The organism is Kribbella sp. CA-247076 (assembly GCF_050942445.1).
Lineage (GTDB): Bacteria > Actinomycetota > Actinomycetes > Propionibacteriales > Kribbellaceae > Kribbella.
Window position 1 is genome coordinate 3,586,950 of the sequence record NZ_CP192051.1, and the last position, 19,048, is coordinate 3,605,997.

Consider the following 19,048-nt stretch of genomic DNA (forward strand, 5'->3'; position numbering starts at 1 on the left):
CGATGGGTTACGGTTGAGGCGTGTCGACCGAGGCTGGGCGGGATCCGTTCGCGGCGTTGGGGGATCCGATGCGGCGCCGGATCCTCGAGCTGCTGGCGGACGGGTCGCGGTCGGTGGGCGAGCTGGCCGGTGAGCTGCCGGTCAGCCGGCCCGCGGTGTCGCGGCATCTGCGGCTGCTGAAGGAAGCGGGGCTGGTCGACGAGGTGGCCGACGGCACCCGGCGGATCTACCACCTGCAGGAGTCCGGCGCCGAGGCTGTGCAGGCGTACCTGCTCCAGGTCTGGGGCGAGGCGGTCGGCCGTTTCAAGCTGCTGGCCGAGAACACCCGGCCACCCGGGGAGGGACCGTGATCGAGCCGCTGCGGATCGAGGTAGACCTGGACTGCTCGGTCGAGCACGCGTTCACCACTTGGACGGAGAAGTTCGCCTCCTGGTGGCCCCGCGGGCACTCGGTCAGCGGCGATCCGGCCGCGGTGACCCTGGAGCCCCGCGTCGGCGGGCGGATCTACGAACGCACCCGGGACGGCGAGGAGATCGACTGGGGCGAGGTCACCGGCTGGGATCCGCCGTACCGGCTGAGCTACCGGTGGCACCTGCGCCGGACGGCGGCCGAGGCCACCGACGTCGAGATCCGCTTCGTCGCCGTCGCCGGCGGCGGCAGCAAGCTGAACATCACCCACACAGGCTGGGAGCGCCTCGGCGCGGACGCTCAACGCTGGCGCGACGCGAACGCCGGCGGGTGGAGCGGTCTGCTCCCGCACTTCGTCGGCGCCTGTGCGTCAACCGAAGGAGGAGAACGATGAGCGGTAGCGGTACCCCCGAGGATCCCTGGGTCCTGAAGACTCCGCCGGGTACGTCGGAGTACACCATCCACCGCGACGACACGGCCGACCCGGCCGAGCTGGTCTGTCAGGTCGGGTCGACCAAACTGCGGTACCTGGCTCGGTGCCTGGACGACGTCCCCGCGATGCTGAAGGCGCACGGCGACTGGATGGAGCTGGGCAGCGCGGACGAGAACAAGCCGGCGAAGGACGGCACGCTCGAGGCCTGGGCGCGCTCGGAGGACAACCCGGTCGGCGGCTGGTACGGCCTCCGCAAGGGGTACCGCGGACGGTTCGGGATGTACGTCCCGCCGCTGCTCGAGGCCCTCGGTCTGGTCGAGCTCGAACACAACCCGAGGAACAACCGGCTCCGGGCACTGTGAATAGCCTCTAGCCGGTGGGGTACCGGTTGCTCGACTCGATCGTGTGTTCGAATGGAGGCGACGATGGACGTGCAACCGGTGCCGGAGAAGGATCCGGAGCAGTGGACCACCGGCGACGAGCCGATGACCGGTCCGCAGCAGTCGTACCTGAGCACGCTGGCGCAGGAGGCGGGCGTCGACGTCCCGGACAACCTCAGCAAGGCGGAGGCGTCGCAGCTGATCGACGAGCTGCAGTCACGGACCGGACGCGGTAGCTGAGCGGAGTCCGTAATCCGGTTGATGCGCTGACGGGTCTAGTGCGGTACGCCGTTCCGATGGCAGACTGCGACGTGGCCGGTCTGTTGAGCAGTCAGCAGCCGAATGTGGCATTCGGGCTGACTGGGAGGACCGATGACCGTCGGTGGAGTCGACACGTACTACGACTACGACGAGAAGCAGTGGAAGAGCCGAAGACTGGGCGGCGGCCCGATCCGCCGCGGCCCGGTCTGCCCGACCCCCAAGAGCCAACCCGCGCCGGACTCGCCGACCCGAGCGCGCACCAACCGCCCGAAGAAGAGCGTGAACGCGTAGCACCCGGGCACCGGGCGGCCCATGAGGCCGGCCGAGTGGCGTCCCGCGTTGTTCCTGCTGTGCGCGGCCGACGTCCTGGTCACCCTCGACGGCACGGTCGTCACGGTCGCCCTGCCCGCGATCGAGCGTGACCTGGGGACGGCTCAGTCCGACCTGCAGTGGGTGGTCACGGCGTACACCCTGACGCTCGGCGCCTTCCTGCTCGTCGGCGGGCGGGCCGGGGATCTGTTCGGTCGTCGTCGCGTCCTGATCGTCGGGCTGGTCATCTTCGCGGTGGCGTCGGCCGTGGCCGGTCTGGCCCATTCGACCGAGTTGCTGCTCTCGGCGCGAGCCGTTCAGGGTTTGGGTGCGGCGTTGGCTATCCCGGCCGCGCTGGCTCTGCTCACGACGACGTACCGGCAGGAGCGACAGCGCCAGCGTGCGCTCGGCTACCTGTCGGCGGCGATGGACGTCGGGATGGTGGCCGGGCTGATCCTCGGCGGGGTGCTGACCGCGACGGTCGGTTGGCCGTGGTGCTTCTTCATCGTCGTACCGCTCGGCCTGCTGGCGGCCGGGCTGGCTCCAGCGACGCTGCTTGAGAGCCGGGACGAGGACGCGCCGCGGCTGGATGTGCTGGGTGCGGTCTTGGTGGCGGCGGGCTTCGGGACGTTGGCGTTCGGGATCTCCCGGGTCGAGCAGTTGGGTGCGGCCGTGATCCCGGTGTCCGCCGTGGCGGTCGCCTTGCTGATCGGCTTCGTCGTCCTCGAGCGCCGTACGGCGGCCCCGATGCTCCGGCCGGCGATCTTCCGGCACCGCGCGCTGACCGGGTCGAACCTGGCGCTGATCGCGAACGCCGGCGGTTTCGGTGGCATGTTGTTCCTCGCGACGCTGTACCTGCAGCAGGTCCTCGGATTCTCGGCGCTCGAGACCGGGCTGGCGTTCGTACCGCTGGCGGTGTCAGCGTGTGCCGGCGGGCTCGCGGCACCGCGCATCGTCTCGGCCGCAGGCCCCCGACGGGCGGCGGCGCTGAGCATGATCGCGTCGGCGGCGGCGTTCGTGCTGCTGTCCCGTACGCCGGAAACGAATGGCTACCTCACCCACCTGCTCCCGGCGTTCACCGTCGCCGGCTTCAGCTTCGCGGCCGCCTTCGTGCCGCTGACCTCGCACGGGTTGTCCGGCGTCCGCGAGGGCGAGAAGGGTCTCGCCTCCGGCCTCCTCCAGACCTCGACCCACCTCGGCGGCGCGATCGTCCTCTCGATCCTGGCCACGACCGCCACCGGCGCCGCCGCCTTCACCACAGGCTCCTCGACAGCCTTCCTGATCGGCGCCGCCCTCCTCACCCTCGGCGCCCTCACCGCCGTACGCACCCTCCCACCCACCGACGCCTAGCACTCCTCCCGCCGCTCCGAACTGGGCGTTCCAGTGGTGGGGTGATTCGGCGGCTCGGGGTCAGGCTTGGGGTGTGTCGCCTGGGGTGGGGGGTGCTTGTTCGATGGTGGTTTTGATGGTTTCGAGGGCGTGGTGGAGGTGGTGGTCGATGTCTTCGTCGGGGGCGTGGGTGGTGTGCAGGCGGACGGTGAGGCGGGAGGTGCCGTCGGCAACGAAGTCGACGTCGAGCTCGCCGTGGTAGTCGTGGTCGCCGGGCGCGCCCCAGCGGACCTTGCGGTTCTCCTCGACGACGTCGATCCACGCCTCGCTGTGCACCGGCTGGTCACCCTGGCCGGCGTAAGGATCGATCGCGGTCACCTCGACCTCTTCGTGCACCGCCTGCTGTGGTCGCCGCGCTTCCATGCCTTGCGCCTCCGTCGGCCGCGATCCCGTCCGGTGTACGCCGGTCAGCCAGGGGAGGTACTCCGGTAGCCGCTCGATGTCGGCCAGGTAGTCGAAGAGGATGTTCGGAGCGACGTCCACCATCGTCGATGCTTCATGATCTGCCATCGGACCCACCTTCCTCGGTCTTGGCGGCCGAGCGTGCCTCGGCTCCCGACTCCCCGAGCTCAGGTTCGTCGCCCGCGACCCGGCCGACGAACTCGTCGCTCTCACCGGTCCCGGTCGTGGCCGGCGTACCACCGTTCGGGTCGCCACCTTCGGTCCGCGTCATCGCGGTGCTGGTATCCGCCGGCGCGTCGTCCTCGTTGACCCGGTGGGCCAGGCGCCAGCGCTTGACGCGCTCCCAGATCGACATGCTGTCTCCAACTCCGTCGCCGGCCTCGAACCCGACCCCGGTGCCCCCGGCCACAGCCACGAAACCGCTCAATCCGGCTGGCACCGCGGGCACCAGGCGGTCCCTCGCCCGCCGACCCGGCCGTGGTTGAGGGTGGTCCCGCACCGCGGACACGATCCGGACTTCTCGTCGCGGCGACCAGTCAGCCAGGTCTTCCGCGGCGGCACCCGCCCTTGCGGGATGGCCTGCCGCAGGACGGTCCGCATCCGCGCGTGGATCCGCGCGAAGTCGTCGGCGTCGAGGTCGGTGCAGGGCCGACGGGGATGTACGTACGCGCGCCACAGGATCTCGTCGGCCAGCAGATTGCCCAGGCCGGCGATCACCGCCTGATCCACGAGCGCCGGCTTGACCTGTCGGCGCAACCCGGCCAGCTGTTCGCGAAGCTCGGCTCGCGTCAGATCCAGTGCGTCCGGGCCGAGCCCCGCGACCACGCGCCGTACGTCGGCCTCGTCGCGAGCCAGTCGGAGACCGTGGAGCTTGCGCATGTCGCGGTACGCCAGTTCGCCCGACCCGAACACGAAGACCACGCGGTCGTGGCGGTGCCGGTCGCTCGACCAGTGGAGGGCGCCGGTCATGCCGAGGTGCAGGAGTACGACGCTGTCCGAGCCGGCGATCGGAACGACGAGGTGCTTGCCGTGTCGCCAGGGACGTCCGAACCTCCGGCCGGTCAGGGTCTGCCGGAGACGGTCGGCGCTGACTCCACGGAGTACGCCGGTGTCGAGGACGTCCACGCGGCGGATCTTCCGCCCGACCGCGTGGACGGACAGGACCCGGCGGAATCCCTCGACATCCGGCAGTTCCGGCACGGTTGCGGCGTACCCAAGTCCATCGGTGACGACACGCGCGCCGTGGGTTTGCCGGGGTGTTGTGAGGGCTACCGGCGGGCCGTCGTTGGGAGCGCCGAAGTACATGAGAGGGGTTGCCGGATGCAGTTGGGACTCAAGCTGATCGCCGAGGCGTACGGCCCGGTGGAGATCGTCGAGCAGGCGGTCCGGGCGGAGGAGGCCGGGTTCGACTTCGTCGAGGTGAGTGATCACTTCCACCCGTGGGTGAGTGAGCACGAGCACTCGGGTTTCGCGTTCTCGATGCTGGCCGCGATCGCGGCCAAGACGTCGTCCATCGGCCTGGCGACCGGGGTGACCTGTCCCTTCATCCGTTACCACCCGGCGATCGTCGCCCAGGCCGCCGCCACGACGGCGCTGCTGTCCGGCGGGCGTTTCACGCTGGGCGTCGGCGCAGGCGAGCGGCTCAACGAGCACGTGGTCGGCGCGGGCTGGCCCGCGGTCGCCACGCGGCACGAGATGCTGCGTGAGGCGCTGGAGATCATCCGGTTGCTGTGGAGCGGCGGCTACCACTCGTACGACGGCAAGCACCTGCGACTCGAGGACGCCCGGGTCTTCGATCTCCCGGACGAGGCACCGGCGATCGCCGTGGCCGCGGGCGGCGAGTCCGCCGCCGAGCTCGCGGCCGAACTCGGGGACGCGTTGTTCGCCACCGACCCGAGCGCCGAGCTGATCTCGGCGTACGAGCAGGCCGGCGGCACCGGCCCCAGGTACGCCGAGGTGCCATTGGCCTGGGCGCCTTCGGAGGAGGAGGGCGCCGAGTCCGCGCGGCGGCTGTTCCGCTTCGGCGTGACCGGTTGGAAGGTCCAGGCCGAGCTGCCCAACCCGGTGAACTTCGACGCCGCGACCGAGCTCGTCACCGCCGACCACATGCGCGAGCAGTTCGGCTGCGGACCGGACGTCGGCCGGCACGTCGAGGTCGCCCGCGAGTACGCCGATGCCGGCTACGACCGGCTGGCACTGATCAACGCCGGACCGGACATGGCCGGCTTCTTCGATTTCTTCACCAAGGAGCTCGCACCCGAGCTACGGAAGCTGTGAAAGGAAAGGTGTTCGACATGACGACCGCGCGTGACCTGATGACCGCCGGCGCCGAGTGCGTCGGCGAGAACGAGACCCTGGTCGAGGCCGCCCGCAAGATGCGGGACCTGGACGTCGGCGCGCTGCCGATCTGCGGCGAGGACAACCGGCTGAAGGGCATGCTGACCGACCGCGACATCGTGGTGAAGTGCATCGCCGACGGCGGCGACCCGGCGTCGGCGACCGCCGGCCAGTTCGGCCAGGGCAAGCCGGTCACCATCGGCGCCGACGACAGCGCCGAGGAAGCGATGAAGACGATGAGCGACCACCAGGTCCGCCGGTTGCCGGTGATCGACGGCCACGACCTCGTCGGCATGCTGGCGATGGCCGACGTCGCCCGGAACCTGAGCGAGTCCGCGTCCGGTGATGTCATCCAGGACATCTCCCAGCACTGACGGAGGAGACACATGAGCGCGCAGGAGTTCCGCAAGGGCGACGTGGTCGAGTGGGACAGCCACGGCGGTACGGCGCACGGCACGGTCGAACGCAAGATCACCGAGCGCACCGAGGCCGGCGGCCGGACGGTCGACGCGTCCCCGGAGGAGCCGCAGTACCTGGTCCGCAGCGACAAGTCCGGCGGTACGGCGGTGCACAAGCCGTCGGCGCTCCGGCGCGCGTCGGGGTAGTCGTCATGACCGATCAGCAGGAGACGTACGACGAGTTCCGGGACGTCGTGAACATGACGCCGAAGCAGCTCGAGAGCTGGCTGGACACCAACGAGTCGCGTGAGGTCGGCCAGAAGGACTCGGGTGGGGAATCCGTCGGCCACCGGAGCGGCCGGCGGATCATCGACCTGCTGAACACCAAGAAGGCGGACCTGACCGACGACGACTACGCGCACATGCGCAAGGTCGTCGGGTACGTCCACCGCCACACCGCGCAGCGGCCATCAGGCGATGTCACCGACACCGCCTGGAGGTACTCGCTGATGAACTGGGGCCACGACCCCACCAAGTAACCGACCGGGCCGGCCGCTCCGTCCCGCGGAGTGGCCGACCCGGTCGGGTGCTCAGGGAAGTGGCCGGCCGCCGGTCGCGCCGATGCGCTCGCCGGTGATGTACGTCGAGTCGTCGGAGGCGAGGAACACGTACGCCGGGGCCAGCTCGGCGGGCTGGCCGGCGCGGCCCAGCGGAGTGTCCGCACCGAACTCGCCGACCTTCCCGGCCGGCATCGTTGCCGGGATCAACGGCGTCCAGATCGGGCCGGGCGCGACCGCGTTCACCCGGATGCCCTTGGGCGCCAGCTCCTGCGCCAGTCCCTTGGTGAAGTTCAGGATGGCCGCCTTGGTGGTGGCGTAGTCGAGCAGGTTCGGCGACGGTTCGTAGGCCTGGATCGAGGTCGTGTTGATGATCGCCGAGCCCTCGGACAGGTGCGGCAGCGCGGCCTTGCAGAGCCAGAACATCGCGTAGACGTTGGTCTTCATCACCTGGTCGAACTGCTCGGTGGAGATGTCCGCGATGCCCTTGCGGGACATCTGGTACGCGGCGTTGTTGACCAGGATGTCGAGCCCGCCGAGGTCCTCGACGCACTGCTCGACCAGGCGCTTGCAGTGCTGCTCGTCCTGGATGTCGCCGGCGACCGGCACGGCCTTGCGGCCGGCGTCGGTGACCAGGCGGCAGGTCTCCTGGGCGTCGTCCTCCTCGGCCTCGAGGTAGGAGATCATCACGTCCGCGCCCTCGCGGGCGAAAGCGAGCGCCACCGCGCGTCCGATGCCGGAGTCGCCACCGGTGATCAGGGCGCGCCGTCCGGTGAGCTTGCCGCTGCCGCGGTAGGTGTCCTCGCCGTAGTCCGGCGTCGGATCCATCGCCTCGCTGTGCCCCGGGTGCTCCTGCTGCTCGGGCTCCTGCTGCTCCGGTCCGGCGTACCGCGTGCGTGGGTCTGTGGTCATGAAGTGCCTTCCGTTGTTCGGCACAGGCGGTGGAGACCCGGCCCGCCGTACTGGCCGCACTCCACCGACCCGTGCCGTCCGCAGCTGGTGGGAGGCTCCGGCCAGGAGTCCGCCGTGGACCCGGAGCCACCCAGCACGAACCCTGTTCGTGCCCGCCTCGGGTACCCGCGCCGGACCGGTCGAAACGGGCTGTTCAAACAGGTATGTAACAACCGCGTTCGCGATGCGATGTACAGCATGTGAGGGAGGGTCAGTAGGCCGTTTCTGCCGGCGGCGCGACCTGAGTCGTGGGGGCTCGGGCAGGGTCGCGCCGCCGTGCGCCCCGAGATGGGCCCGCCTGGCGGTTCCAGACAGGATCATGGACCGGTGGGGGCAAAGCACGCCTCGTGGGGTGAGGGTCGCGCAGGCCCAGCGCTTCCGGTCTCGCTGTCCGGTTTGTGGGGTAACCGCCAGGCGAACACTTCCACAGTAGCGCCACCGAGACGGTTCCGTGCAGAAAATAGGCCCGTCTTCCTCCCGTTGGCGCCGTGCAGGCGGGACAGTAGGCAGATGTGGCCGACTCTCGGAGCCGTTCTCCCCCAGGCGATGGCGATCGCGCTGAGCCCGGTGCCGATGGTGTGCATCGTTCTGGTGCTCCTGTCGCCCCGGCCGGTTCGTGCCGGGATCGCGTTCGCCGTGGGCTGGATCGCGGCGTTGACGATCGCCGTCGGGCTGGTCGCGTGGCTGACCGACACGGTCGCGGACAGCAACGAGGAGGCGGCGCGTGACGGGGTCGACGTCGTCCAGCTGGCGATCGGCGTGCTGTTCGCCGGCCTGGCTGTGCGGTACTGGCGGAAGCGCCCGGCCCCTGGTACGCCGCCGCCCCGCCCGGCGATCGTGGACCGGATCGCGACGCTCACGCCACCGGCCCTGGTGGTGACCGGCGCGATCGCGGCGCTCGCGAACCTGAAGAACCTTCCGCTCGTCCTCAGCGCCGGTGGCACCATCGGCGGGGCCGGCCTCGGCGCCGGGGCCGCGATCACCACCACGGCAGTGTTCGTCGTCTTGGCCTCGCTGACCGTTCTGACGCCACTGCTCGCGGTCGTGATCGTCGGACCCGAGAGGTCGGCTCAGGCCCTGAAGAACGTCGAGACCTGGCTGCTGGCCAATCTGAACACGATCACGCTCGTCCTCCTCGTCGTACTCGCGACGGTTCTGATCGGCAACGGCCTCGACCTCTTCCGCTGATGACCGTCAGCCGAACCAGCGTTGGAGGTGGGGGAGGAGGTCCTGTTGGTCCTCTCCGGTCCAGGCGACGTGGCCGTCCGGGCGGAGGAGTACGGCGGGAACGTCCAGCTCCTCGCTGGTGTCGACCACGTGGTCGACCCGGTCCTCCCAGCCCGCCACCGACAGCCGGCCGGTCTGGTCGAGCAGGAGGCCGCGGCCGGTGTGCATCCGCTCGTAGAGCCGCCCGTTCTTGAGGGTTGTGTCCCGCATCCGCCGGCCGAGCAGCGGATGCCCCTCGCCGAAGTCGTAGCGGATCCCGAGCCCGGTGATCTTCTCGATCAGATAGGTCTGCACGTCGGGGAAGTCCATCAGGTCCGACACCAGCCGCCGGGCCGCCTGGGCCCCCGGCTCGATGGACATCAGCTCGCTCTGGGCGCGGGTGTTGTCCAGTACGTCGGCGGCCACCGGGCGCCGTTCGACCTCATAGCTGTCGAGCAGTCCCTCGGGCGCCCAGCCGGTGATCTCGGCGGCCAGCTTCCAGCCGAGATTGAACGCGTCCTGGATCCCCAGGCTGAGGCCCTGTCCGCCGAGTGGCGGGTGGATGTGCGCCGCGTCACCCGCCAGCAGCACGCGACCCTCACGGTAGCGCTCGGCTAGTCGGGTGGCGTCGCTGAACCGCGACAGCCAGAGCGGCGAGTGTACGCCGAAGTCGGTGCCCGCGAACGTCTGCAGCTCCTGCCGCACTTCCTCCAGCGTCGGCGGGACCGTCCGGTCCTCGGCCACGGTCGACGTCGGTACGACGACGCGGTACAGCCCTCCGCTCGACGGCCCCACGCCGAACCGCAGATCGGTCTTGCGGATCTCGGTGACCAGCGCCATCACCTCCTCCAGCGGCGCGGTCACCTCCATCTCGCCCGTCAGCCACTGCGTCTTCGGCGGCTCGCCGGGGAAGCCGATGCCGAGCAGCTTGCGCACCGTACTGCGGCCGCCGTCACAACCGACGACGTACCGCGCCCGCTCCTGCGTACCGTCGGCCAGCTCGACGGTCACGCCGTCGTCGTCCTGGCTCAGCCCGGTGAGCTCGGCGCCGCGCCGGATCTCGACGCCGACCTCGACCGCGTGCACGGTCAGCAGCCGCTCGACGACGGGCTGCTGGATCGCCAGCGTGAACGGATACGGCGTGTCGAGCCGGACCGCTTGTGGCTTGGTGATGCCGGCGAAGTGGTTGCCGACCGGGAACTGCTGACCCAGCTCGAAGAACCGCTCCAGCAGTCCGCGCTGGTCCATCACTTCGAGACTGCGCGTGTGCAGGCCCAGTGCGCGGACCTCCTTGGTCGGCGCGCTCAGCCGTTCGAGCACGAGTACGGCGACGCCGTACAGCCGCAGCTCGCTCGCCAGCATCATGCCGGTCGGACCGCCGCCGGCAATGATCACGTCAAACATGAAACCCCCGGGTCGAAAGAATGAGTCCGGCCGGCCGCGGAAGGCCTTGTGTTTCCGCGGTTTTCCGGCCACGGTCGAGGATTCTCCAGCAGCACCCGGGGCTTGCGGCAAGTCCCCCCGTGCGCTATACGTTGGGTATGGCAAGGAGTTCGGCTCCTTGCCCTTTTTCATGCCCGCTCGCTGTCCTGAGCCCGCCCGGAATGAACCACCGCCCCTCTGTGTTGACATGTCAACCGGAACTTTTTGACGTGTTGACGAGATGGGGAGTGACAGGATGAGCGACCTGCTGTTCGGGCTCGACACCTTCGGGGACGTTCCCGAGGACGACGAGGGGCGGCTGGTCTCGGACGCCGCGGCGATCCGCCAGGTGGTCGAGGAGGCCGTGCTGGCCGACGAACTGGGCGTCGACGCGATCGCGTTGGGTGAGCACCACCGGCCGGAGTACTCGATCTCCACCCCGGAGACCGTGCTGGCCGGGATCGCCGCCCGGACCTCCCGGATCAAGCTCGGCTCCGGCGTGACCGTACTGAGCTCGGACGACCCGGTCCGGGTGTTCCAGCGGTTCTCGACCGTCGACGCGATCTCGAACGGGCGGGCCGAGGTCATCCTCGGCCGGGGCTCGTTCACCGAGTCCTTCCCGTTGTTCGGCTACGACCTGCAGGACTACGAGGTCCTGTTCGAGGAGAAGCTGCAGCTGTTCGCCCAGCTGCTCGAGGAGAAGCCGGTCACCTGGAGCGGGACCACCCGGGCGCCGCTGGAGAACGCGGACGTCTACCCCAAGACCGAGTCCGGCCGGCTGAAGACGTGGGTCGGCGTCGGCGGCACCCCGCAGTCGGTGGTGCGGACGGCGTACTACGGCTTCCCGCTGATGCTCGCGATCATCGGCGGCTCGCCCGAGCGGTTCGCGTCGTACGTCGACCTCTACCGCCGGGCGGCCGAGCAGTTCGGCAAGGAGGCCCACCCGGTGGGCATGCACTCACCGGGCTTCGTGGCCGACACCGACGAGGAGGCGGTCGAGGTCTTCTACCCGCGGTTCAAGGTGATGCGCGACCGCATCGGCGCGTTGCGCGGCTGGCCGCCGGTGCGCCGGGAGGAGTTCGACGCCGAGGTGAAGCACGGCTCGCTGTACGTCGGCTCGCCGGAGACCGTGGCCCGCCGGATCGCCGACGCGGTGCGCAAGCTGGACGTCGGCCGGTTCGACCTGATCTACTCGGCCGGCTCGGTGCCGGCCAGTGCCCGGATGCGCGCGGTCGAGCTGTACGGCAGCAAGGTCGTGCCGATGGTCCGTGACCTGGTCGAGGGCTGACGCCGTGGACCGGACGACCATCGCCATCCTCGGGGCCGGCAAGGTCGGCACCGTGCTGGCCCGGCTGGCCGTCGCGGCCGGGTACCGGGTGCTGATCGCAGGCTCGGGCGACGTGGCGAAGATCGCGCTGATCGTCGAGATCGTGACGCCCGGAGCGGTCGCGACCACCGCGGCCGAGGCGGCCGAGCAGGCCGACGTCGTGATCCTGGCGTTGCCGCTCGGCAAGTACCGGACGATTCCGGCCGAGGCGCTGCGCGGCAAGCTCGTGATCGACGCGATGAACTACTGGTGGGAGGTCGACGGCCACCGCGACGACCTGACCGATCCGCGCACCTCGTCCAGCGAGCTCGTGCAGGAGTTCCTGCGCGAGTCGCGGGTGGTCAAGGCCTTCAACCACATGGGCTACCACGACCTCGAGGACGGCGCCCGCCCGGCCGGAGCACCGGACCGCAAGGCGATCGCGATCGCGGGCGAGGCCGGCGACGCCGCGACGGTGGCGGCGATCGTCAACGCGCTCGGGTTCGACCCGGTCGTGGCCGGCCCGCTGGCCGAAGGCGTCCGGTTCGGACCGGACACCGAGCTGTTCGGGGCGAACGTCGCCGCCGACAAGGTCCGCGCGATGCTCGCCCGCTTCCCGGACACACCCCGCGGCCGACTGATCGCCGAGGCCCGATCCACCACCGGCGAGACACGCGACGACGCTCCCGGCTGGGTCAGGGCTTCCTAGACTTGACCTGAGATCGGTCGGACGTCTGGGGGAGCCGAGCATGTCAGTCGAGTCCGACCCATTACCCGGCCGCTACGACCGCGCGGCCGCCGCGCGGGTGCTCGCGGAGACAGCCTCCGCACAGGTCTTCGGTACGCCGGGACGCCCGGTCGACGCGCGTTTCCTCGGACCGGTACGCCGGATCGAGGCCGACGTCGTACCGGTCGTTCCCGCGGCCGGCAGTCATCTGACCGCGGTGCAGGCGGACTTCGTGCGCACCAGGATGCGACCGTGTCCGGCCGAGCTGGTCACGAGTGCGGCGTCGGCGGTGAGTTGGCGGGACAACGACGGCATCGCGAACGTGGCGCACTGCGGTCCGCTCGGACCGGTCGTGCCTATAGTTGCGCGAGAAGCAACGTTGGCGATGTCGCGTGCGCTGGCCGCCAACGCGGACGTCACCGCGAGAGCGCGCTTGCTGTCCGGTGAAGCCCGAGCGGTGATGGCAGCGACGACGACCGACCGGGATCCGGTGGAGATCCTTCGCGTCGGCGTGGACACGACCGCGCGGGCCTTGGTCCAGCACGCGTACCTCGCCGACCGGACGCCGTACCGAGATCCGGCGGAGTTCGCCCGTGGGTTGCGCGCGTCCGGGATCTTCGCGGTGGTGGCGAACACCTGGTTCTGGGGTTTGCAGTCGTCGACGTTCCGGCGCGGCATGATCCCGGTGCGCTTCACCGTCGAGGACGAGGCGGTGCGCTACTCGGCCCGGACCGTGTCGATGCTGAGGGCAATGAAGTTGACCGCGATCGCAGCGGCGGAGACGACGCAGTACGCCTCGCTGCCGGCGGGGGAGCAGCCGCGGTGCCTGGCGAACATGGCGGTCGACGGCGTCCGGCTGCTGCCTGGTGTGGTGGACAGTTTCGTCGAGACGTTCGTGCGGCTGCTCGACCTAGTGCGGGTCGGCACGGGGACGGAGGAGGAGACCGGGATGGACAGTGCGGACGAGGTTTTCGAGGTACCGGACATGACCTGCTCACACTGCTCGAACACCATCACCGGCGTGCTCGAAGGGCTCGGCGTCCGGGTCGCGGAGATCGACGTGGACACCAAGAAGGTGGTCGCGGCGTTCCCGAGTCCGGAGGTCCGGGAGCAGAGCTTCGAGGCGATCCGCGGTCGCGGGTACACCGTCGTACCCCGGTCGGCCTGAGGCGAACGTTCGCGGGCGGTAAGCGGTCGGAGGGGTCCGCGGAGGTGGTCGGCGCGGTGTGATGGGGGCATGAAGCTGAAAGCCCCGTCCGAGCAGGCGTTCTCGTCTCCGTTGCACCACCCGCGGGTAGCGACCGTGATCGGGCGTTGGCTCGGGATCGCCGTGCTGGTCTGCTTCCTGACCGGTCTGTTCAGCCACTTCCAGCAGTCGGGACCCGCCTGGCTCTACATCCCCAGCCGGCCGGCGTCGCTGTACCGGGTGACGCAGGGGCTGCACGTCCTGAGCGGGATCGTGGCGGTCCCGCTGTTGCTGGCCAAGCTGTGGACGGTGTACCCGAAGCTGTTCGCGAAGCTCCCGTGGCCGCCGAGCCGGCAGGCTCTGACGACGATCCTCGAACGACTGTCGATCCTGGTGCTCGTCTCGGCGCTGGCGCTGGAGCTCTTCATCGGTTTCCTGAACACGCTGCAGTGGTATCCCTGGCCGTTCCCGTTCCGGCAGACCCACTACGCGCTGGCGTGGATCATCGTCGGCGCGCTGCTGGTCCACATCGCGGTCAAGCTGCCGCTGATCGTGGCTCACTGGCGCGAACAGCCCGAGCCCGAGCCTGAGCCTGAGCCTGAGACCGAGCTCGTGGAGGAGTCGGGCCACGGTAGCGGGTTGAGTCGGCGCGGGCTGTTCCGGACGGTCGCCGGCGCCGGGGCGCTGGTCGGCATCGCGGCCGTCGGGCAATCCGCGCCGACGCTCGGGCCGGTCGCCGTACTGGCTCCACGCAAGCCAGGCATCGGGCCGCAGGGCCTGCCGGTGAACCGAACCGCGCGGGACGCGGGCGTCACCATAGTCGGAGCCGACTGGCGGTTCACCATCAGGGGCCCTGAGCAACTGATCTACACCCTGGACGAGCTGCGTGCGTTGCCGCAGAGCCGGTCCGACCTGCCGATCGCCTGCGTCGAGGGCTGGAGCCAGGGCGCTCACTGGGAAGGCGTCCGCATCCGCGACCTGCTGACTCTGTCCGGTGCCCCACCGTCCTCGCGAGTCCGCGTGGTCTCGCTGGAGAAGGAGGGCGCCTACGCGACCAGCGAGCTGCCGCCGCAGTTCGCCGCCGATCCGCTCACCCTGCTCGCCCTCCGGCTGAACGGCGGCGACCTGGACCTCGACCACGGCTTCCCCGCCCGCATCATCGCCCCCAACCGCCCCGGTGTCCTGCAGACCAAATGGGTCCACCGCCTGGAGGTCCTCGGATGATCAGGACGCGCACGGCGTTGGCCGCCGGCGGAGTGCTGCTCGGCCTGTGGGGCTTGTGGCTGCTGCTGGGCAGCCTGAGCACGGATGCGTTGATCCGCCTGCCGCTCTGGCTCGGCGGCGCCGTTCTGGTGGACGACTTCTTCCTGGTCCCGCTCACGATCGGCATCGGCTGGCTCGTGACCCGGAGGCTGACGGGCCACACGGTGGCGACCGTCCGGACGGTGCTGCTGTACGTCGGCATCACCACGCTGATCGCGATCCCGCTGCTTCTACGCCAAGGCAAGGGAGCCAATCCGACCGTCCTGTCGCGGGACTACCTCCGCGACTGGTTGGTGCTGGAGGCTGCGATCGTGCTGGCCGGTGTGCTCGTGCTGGTCGTCGCCCGGTTACGGCGTGCTGACGGATCTGCCGGATCGAAGCTGCGCGGGCCCCGGCGTACCTAGGGTCGGAGCCATGGCAGAGATCGGTGTGATCGGTGGCTCAGGCTTCTACTCCTTCCTCCAGGACGCGCGTCCGGTGACGGTGGAGACGCCGTTCGGCCCACCGAGCGAACCACCCGTGGTGGGCGAGGTGAGCGGCCGCGAGGTCGCGTTCATTCCCAGGCACGGTGCCGATCACCGCCTCCCGCCGCACCGGGTGAGCTACCGCGCGAACCTGTGGGCGCTGCACTCGCTCGGCGTCCGCCAGGTCCTCGGCCCGTGTGCCGTCGGCTCGCTGCGTCCGGAGCTCGTTCCCGGCACGTTCGTCGTACCGGACCAGTTCGTCGACCGGACCTGGGGCCGGGAACACACCGTGTACGACGGCCCGCCGCGGCCCGTCGTCCACACCTCACCCGCGGACCCGTACTGTCCGGCGGGTCGCGCGACGGTGATTGCTGCCGGCAATGACGAGCTCGTGCCGGAGGGCACGATGGTGGTGATCAACGGTCCGCGGTTCTCGACCAGGGCCGAGTCCCGGTGGCATGCGGCCCAGGGCTGGTCCGTCGTCGGGATGACCGGCGTCCCGGAGGCCTCGATCGCCCGCGAGCTCGGGCTCTGCTACACCTCGATCGCCGTCGTGACCGATCACGACGCCGGCGTGGCCGCGGGGGAGGGCGTCACCCAGGCCGAGGTGTTCGAGGTGTTCGGCCGCAGCATCGAGCGCCTCAAGCTCCTGCTCGCGGACGTCATCGGGCAACTGCCGAAGCCGGACGCCGACTGCAGTTGCCGGCACGCGCTGGACGGCACCGCGGGCGAGCTGCTCTGGCAGTCCCGATGAAGGTCCTGCTGACCGGCGGCGCCGGATTCATCGGCCGGCACGTCCACCGTCAACTCGTTGCCGCCGGCCACGAGGTGACGGTGCTCGACTCCCTCCGCCCCGACGTCCACGATCGGCCGCCGGAGCTGGAGAACCTGATCGTCGCCGACGTCCGGGACGCCGATGCGGTGGCCTCCGCGGTCGAGGGGATGGACGTGGTCGTCCACCTGGCCGCCAAGGTCGGGCTCGGCGTCGACCTCGACGACATCGACGACTACGTCGGCAGCAACAGCCTCGGCACCGCTGTCCTGCTCCGCCAACTGGGCCGCGCGAAGGTCGACCACCTGGTCTACGCCAGCTCGATGGTCGTGTACGGCGAGGCCCGCTACGAGTGCACCGAGCACGGCGTCGTCGCTCCCGGCCCCCGCCGGATCCCGGACCTCGAATCCGGCGACTTCGAGCCACCGTGCCCGTACTGCGGAAAGTTCCTCGAGCCTGGCCTGGTCGAGGAGGACGCCCGACTCGATCCACGCAACGCGTACGCGGCCTCCAAGCTGACCGGCGAACACCTGGCCGCCGCCTGGGCCCGCGAGACCGGTGGACGGGTGGCGGCGCTGCGGTTCCACAACGTGTACGGACCGGGGATGCCGCGCAATACGCCGTACGCCGGGGTGGCCGCGTTGTTCCGCTCGTGGCTGGAGCGGGGTGAGGCGCCGCAGGTGTTCGAGGACGGCCGGCAGCGCCGCGACTTCGTGCACGTCCGTGACGTCGCCGCGGCGGTGGCTCTCGCTGCCGAGGCCGACCATCCGCAGTTCGCGGCGTACAACGTCGGCAGCGGCACGGTCCACACGATCGGCGAGCTGGCCTCGGAACTGTCGCGTGCCTACGACGGGCCGGACCCGGTGATCACCGGCCGCTTCCGGCTCGGCGACGTCCGGCACATCACCGCGAGCTCCGACCGGATCAAGGCCGAGCTCGGCTGGAAACCGGCGTACGACCTGACCACGGGAGTCGCGGACCTGGTTGACTCAGCCAGCCGGTAGGTCGATCTCGAAGGTGCAGCCGCCGGGTACGCCGGCGACCGCGATCTTCCCGTGGTGGGATTCGACCACTCCGCGGGCGATCGCGAGTCCCAGCCCGCCGCCGCCGTTCGACGGCGTGCGCTGGGCGTCTCCGCGCCAGCCGACGTCGAAGACCCGGGCCAGGTCCTGGTCGGGGATTCCGCCGCAGCCGTCGGTGACCGCGAGCCGCACGCGGCCGTCGGCCTCGCGATCGACGCTCAGCCGAACCGCGCCGCCCGGCTCGGTGTGCCGGATCGCGTTGTCGACCAGGTTCGTCACCGCGCGGGTCAACTCGTCGGCGTCACCATGCACCGCGAGCCGGTCGTCGTCCGGAGGCGTCGACACGGTCAGCGACACGCCCTCGGCACGGGCGTGCTCGCAGGTCTCGCCGGCGACGTCCTCAGCCAGCTCCCGCAGACTGACCGCCGTACGACGGCGTGGTGGTGGCGCGGCAGCGAGCCGGGACAACTCGAAGAGGTCGTCGACCAGCCCGGTCATCCGGTCGACCGTCGTACGCATCTGCCGGAGAGCGCCGAGTACGTCGTCGACCACGCCGTCCTCGAGTCCCTCGGACACGGCCCGCAGCCCGGCGAGCGGCGTCCGCAGGTCGTGGGACAGGAACGCGACCAGCTCCCGCCGGCTCTCCTCGAGCGCCTTCTCCCGGGCGTGCGACGCGGCCAGCTTGACCCGGGTCGACTCCAGCTCGTCGGTCAACGCCGCCAGCTCGGCCGGGACCGTCGCGGTCGAGGCGGCCGCCGGCGCGTACGACGTACCGAGGTGACGCAGCCGTCGGCCGACGTCCCGCGAGCCGGTGCTGATCCAGTGCGCGAGCACGACCGACATCGCGAGGCCGAGCAGCGCCGAGAACGCGAGCGTCCACAGCACGACCAGTGAGTCGTGTGCCGAGATGAACATCGCCCGCACGCTCTGCAGGACGGCGGCCAGCGCGGCGACCATCGGCGCCACCGCGACCACGATCATCGTGATCCGCAGCGACCGGCGCCGGAACGTCCACAGCACCAGCGCGCCGGCCGCGGCGACGACCAGCGTCCAGAGCGCGGTCAGCCCGAGGATGGTGACGGTGTCGCGGTTCATCCGGCCTCACCCACGAAGCGGTAGCCGGTCCGCGGGACCGTCAGCACCAGCTGGGGATCGGACGGATCGTCCTCGATCTTCTCCCGCAGTCGCCGGACGTGCACGGTCACCGTGGAGGCGTCGCCGAAGTCCCAGCCCCAGACCCGGCGCAGGAGCTCGGCCTTGGTGTAGGCCTTGCCCGGATGGGCGACGAGGTAGCTGAGCAGGTCGAACTCGCGATGCGTCAACGACAGCTCCGTTCCGTCCAGCCAGGCGATCCGGGCCGCCGTGTCGACGGTCACCGGGCCGGCGGTCAGCTTGGTCGGCGTGAGGTCCTGGCCGGCCAACCGCTCCTCACGGCGGAGCATGGCCTGGACGCGGAGCACGAGCTCGCGCGGGCTGAACGGTTTGACCACGTAGTCGTCCGCCCCGACCTCGAGGCCGACCAGCCGGTCCTCCTCCTCGCCGCGGGCCGACAGCATGATCACCGCCGCGCCGTCGTCGGCCGCGCGCATCCGCCGGAGGACGTCGAGCCCGGAAAGGCCGGGAAGCATCACATCGAGGACGACGACCGACGGTTTCCACTGCTGCCAGGCCTCGACCGCCGCGACGCCGTCGGCGACCACGCGGGCGTCGTACCCGGATTTGGTCAGGTACGCCGAGACGACGCTGGACACGGTCGGGTCGTCGTCCACCACAAGCACACGAGTCGCCACGGCTAGAGCGTAGGACCGTCCGCGCCGTCGGCGGCCCGCTCGGGCGGGCCGGGCCCGCGACCGTA

Annotated in this window: 25 protein-coding genes; 18 read left to right on the forward strand and 7 right to left on the reverse strand. The window is 70.4% G+C overall.

What is annotated here, in order from left to right:
- Positions 1-20: 20 nt before the first annotated feature.
- The 6 genes from ACQPYZ_RS17020 to ACQPYZ_RS17045 all read left to right on the forward strand — a co-directional run bounded on the left by ACQPYZ_RS17020 (position 21) and on the right by ACQPYZ_RS17045 (position 3,141).
- Positions 21-350, forward strand: a complete 330-nt coding sequence (locus ACQPYZ_RS17020) for an ArsR/SmtB family transcription factor (protein ID WP_433169272.1) — start codon at positions 21-23, stop codon at positions 348-350.
- On the forward strand, positions 347-802 hold the full coding sequence (locus tag ACQPYZ_RS17025; protein ID WP_433169274.1) for an SRPBCC domain-containing protein: 456 nt from the start codon (positions 347-349) through the stop codon (positions 800-802). Before ACQPYZ_RS17020 ends, ACQPYZ_RS17025 begins: the two co-directional genes overlap by 4 nt.
- Entirely contained in the window at positions 799-1,203 is a 405-nt protein-coding gene (locus ACQPYZ_RS17030; protein WP_433169276.1) for a DUF6855 family protein, read from the forward strand. Before ACQPYZ_RS17025 ends, ACQPYZ_RS17030 begins: the two co-directional genes overlap by 4 nt.
- A gap of 63 nt (positions 1,204-1,266) precedes the next feature.
- Positions 1,267-1,461, forward strand: coding sequence for a DUF3072 domain-containing protein (locus ACQPYZ_RS17035; RefSeq protein ID WP_433169278.1), 195 nt, complete (start codon positions 1,267-1,269; stop codon positions 1,459-1,461).
- Between the two features lie 132 nt (positions 1,462-1,593).
- Entirely contained in the window at positions 1,594-1,773 is a 180-nt protein-coding gene (locus ACQPYZ_RS17040) for a hypothetical protein (RefSeq protein WP_433169280.1), read from the forward strand.
- A 21-nt stretch (positions 1,774-1,794) separates the two neighbouring features.
- Positions 1,795-3,141 carry an MFS transporter gene (locus ACQPYZ_RS17045; protein WP_433169282.1) on the forward strand — a complete coding sequence of 449 codons (1,347 nt, stop codon included), beginning with the start codon at positions 1,795-1,797 and terminating at the stop codon, positions 3,139-3,141.
- Between the two features lie 60 nt (positions 3,142-3,201).
- Here ACQPYZ_RS17045 and ACQPYZ_RS17050 read toward each other — a convergent pair whose 3' ends face one another.
- From ACQPYZ_RS17050 to ACQPYZ_RS17060, 3 genes are read right to left on the reverse strand one after another with little or no spacing between them, the layout of a single operon-like run.
- Entirely contained in the window at positions 3,202-3,690 is a 489-nt protein-coding gene (locus ACQPYZ_RS17050; protein ID WP_433169284.1) for an SRPBCC family protein, read from the reverse strand.
- Positions 3,677-3,997, reverse strand: a complete 321-nt coding sequence (locus tag ACQPYZ_RS17055; protein WP_433169286.1) for a hypothetical protein — start codon at positions 3,995-3,997, stop codon at positions 3,677-3,679. Before ACQPYZ_RS17055 ends, ACQPYZ_RS17050 begins: the two co-directional genes overlap by 14 nt.
- An 8-nt stretch (positions 3,998-4,005) precedes the next feature.
- Entirely contained in the window at positions 4,006-4,782 is a 777-nt protein-coding gene (locus ACQPYZ_RS17060) for an Fpg/Nei family DNA glycosylase (protein WP_433169288.1), read from the reverse strand.
- 120 nt (positions 4,783-4,902) lie between these two features.
- On the opposite strand from ACQPYZ_RS17060, the gene ACQPYZ_RS17065 reads away from it, so the two are divergent.
- From ACQPYZ_RS17065 to ACQPYZ_RS17080, 4 genes are read left to right on the forward strand one after another with little or no spacing between them, the layout of a single operon-like run.
- Entirely contained in the window at positions 4,903-5,859 is a 957-nt protein-coding gene (locus ACQPYZ_RS17065) for a TIGR03557 family F420-dependent LLM class oxidoreductase (RefSeq protein ID WP_433169290.1), read from the forward strand.
- A 17-nt stretch (positions 5,860-5,876) separates the two neighbouring features.
- Positions 5,877-6,293 carry a CBS domain-containing protein gene (locus ACQPYZ_RS17070; RefSeq protein ID WP_433169291.1) on the forward strand — a complete coding sequence of 139 codons (417 nt, stop codon included), beginning with the start codon at positions 5,877-5,879 and terminating at the stop codon, positions 6,291-6,293.
- A 12-nt stretch (positions 6,294-6,305) separates the two neighbouring features.
- Positions 6,306-6,524, forward strand: a complete 219-nt coding sequence (locus ACQPYZ_RS17075; protein WP_433169293.1) for a DUF2945 domain-containing protein — start codon at positions 6,306-6,308, stop codon at positions 6,522-6,524.
- A 5-nt stretch (positions 6,525-6,529) separates the two neighbouring features.
- Complete coding sequence (locus ACQPYZ_RS17080) at positions 6,530-6,856, forward strand: DUF3140 domain-containing protein (RefSeq protein WP_433169295.1); 327 nt, start codon at positions 6,530-6,532, stop codon at positions 6,854-6,856.
- Positions 6,857-6,907: 51 nt separating this feature from the next.
- Here the strand turns inward: ACQPYZ_RS17080 and ACQPYZ_RS17085 are convergent, their stop codons facing one another.
- Entirely contained in the window at positions 6,908-7,786 is an 879-nt protein-coding gene (locus tag ACQPYZ_RS17085; protein ID WP_433169297.1) for an SDR family oxidoreductase, read from the reverse strand.
- Positions 7,787-8,335: 549 nt separating this feature from the next.
- Here ACQPYZ_RS17085 and ACQPYZ_RS17090 point away from each other — a divergent pair.
- A complete protein-coding gene (locus tag ACQPYZ_RS17090) occupies positions 8,336-9,013 on the forward strand; it encodes a GAP family protein (RefSeq protein ID WP_433169299.1) in 678 nt (225 codons plus the stop codon).
- Between the two features lie 6 nt (positions 9,014-9,019).
- Here the strand turns inward: ACQPYZ_RS17090 and rox are convergent, their stop codons facing one another.
- Entirely contained in the window at positions 9,020-10,435 is a 1,416-nt protein-coding gene (rox, locus tag ACQPYZ_RS17095; RefSeq protein ID WP_433169300.1) for a rifampin monooxygenase, read from the reverse strand.
- 274 nt (positions 10,436-10,709) lie between these two features.
- On the opposite strand from rox, the gene ACQPYZ_RS17100 reads away from it, so the two are divergent.
- The 7 genes from ACQPYZ_RS17100 to ACQPYZ_RS17130 all read left to right on the forward strand — a co-directional run bounded on the left by ACQPYZ_RS17100 (position 10,710) and on the right by ACQPYZ_RS17130 (position 17,175).
- Positions 10,710-11,741: an LLM class flavin-dependent oxidoreductase gene (locus tag ACQPYZ_RS17100; protein WP_433169302.1), complete on the forward strand. Its 1,032-nt coding sequence runs from the start codon at positions 10,710-10,712 to the stop codon at positions 11,739-11,741.
- A gap of 4 nt (positions 11,742-11,745) precedes the next feature.
- Entirely contained in the window at positions 11,746-12,468 is a 723-nt protein-coding gene (locus tag ACQPYZ_RS17105; protein WP_433169304.1) for an NADPH-dependent F420 reductase, read from the forward strand.
- A gap of 40 nt (positions 12,469-12,508) precedes the next feature.
- Positions 12,509-13,654, forward strand: a complete 1,146-nt coding sequence (locus ACQPYZ_RS17110) for a heavy-metal-associated domain-containing protein (RefSeq protein ID WP_433169306.1) — start codon at positions 12,509-12,511, stop codon at positions 13,652-13,654.
- A gap of 69 nt (positions 13,655-13,723) precedes the next feature.
- Positions 13,724-14,896, forward strand: coding sequence for a molybdopterin-dependent oxidoreductase (locus tag ACQPYZ_RS17115; RefSeq protein ID WP_433169308.1), 1,173 nt, complete (start codon positions 13,724-13,726; stop codon positions 14,894-14,896).
- A complete protein-coding gene (locus ACQPYZ_RS17120; protein ID WP_433169310.1) occupies positions 14,893-15,339 on the forward strand; it encodes a hypothetical protein in 447 nt (148 codons plus the stop codon). The genes ACQPYZ_RS17115 and ACQPYZ_RS17120 overlap by 4 nt, the downstream gene beginning before the upstream one ends.
- A 10-nt stretch (positions 15,340-15,349) precedes the next feature.
- Positions 15,350-16,153 (forward strand): S-methyl-5'-thioadenosine phosphorylase, encoded by an 804-nt coding sequence (locus ACQPYZ_RS17125; RefSeq protein ID WP_433169312.1) that lies wholly within the window; start codon positions 15,350-15,352, stop codon positions 16,151-16,153.
- Complete coding sequence (locus tag ACQPYZ_RS17130) at positions 16,150-17,175, forward strand: NAD-dependent epimerase/dehydratase family protein (RefSeq protein WP_433169314.1); 1,026 nt, start codon at positions 16,150-16,152, stop codon at positions 17,173-17,175. Before ACQPYZ_RS17125 ends, ACQPYZ_RS17130 begins: the two co-directional genes overlap by 4 nt.
- Here the strand turns inward: ACQPYZ_RS17130 and ACQPYZ_RS17135 are convergent.
- Together ACQPYZ_RS17135 and ACQPYZ_RS17140 are read right to left on the reverse strand one after the other, a co-directional pair.
- A complete protein-coding gene (locus ACQPYZ_RS17135) occupies positions 17,161-18,288 on the reverse strand; it encodes a sensor histidine kinase (protein ID WP_433169316.1) in 1,128 nt (375 codons plus the stop codon). The two genes, ACQPYZ_RS17130 and ACQPYZ_RS17135, sit on opposite strands and share 15 nt — an antisense overlap.
- Positions 18,285-18,983 (reverse strand): response regulator transcription factor, encoded by a 699-nt coding sequence (locus ACQPYZ_RS17140; RefSeq protein ID WP_433169318.1) that lies wholly within the window; start codon positions 18,981-18,983, stop codon positions 18,285-18,287. The genes ACQPYZ_RS17135 and ACQPYZ_RS17140 overlap by 4 nt, the downstream gene beginning before the upstream one ends.
- Between the last annotated feature and the right edge of the window lie 65 nt (positions 18,984-19,048).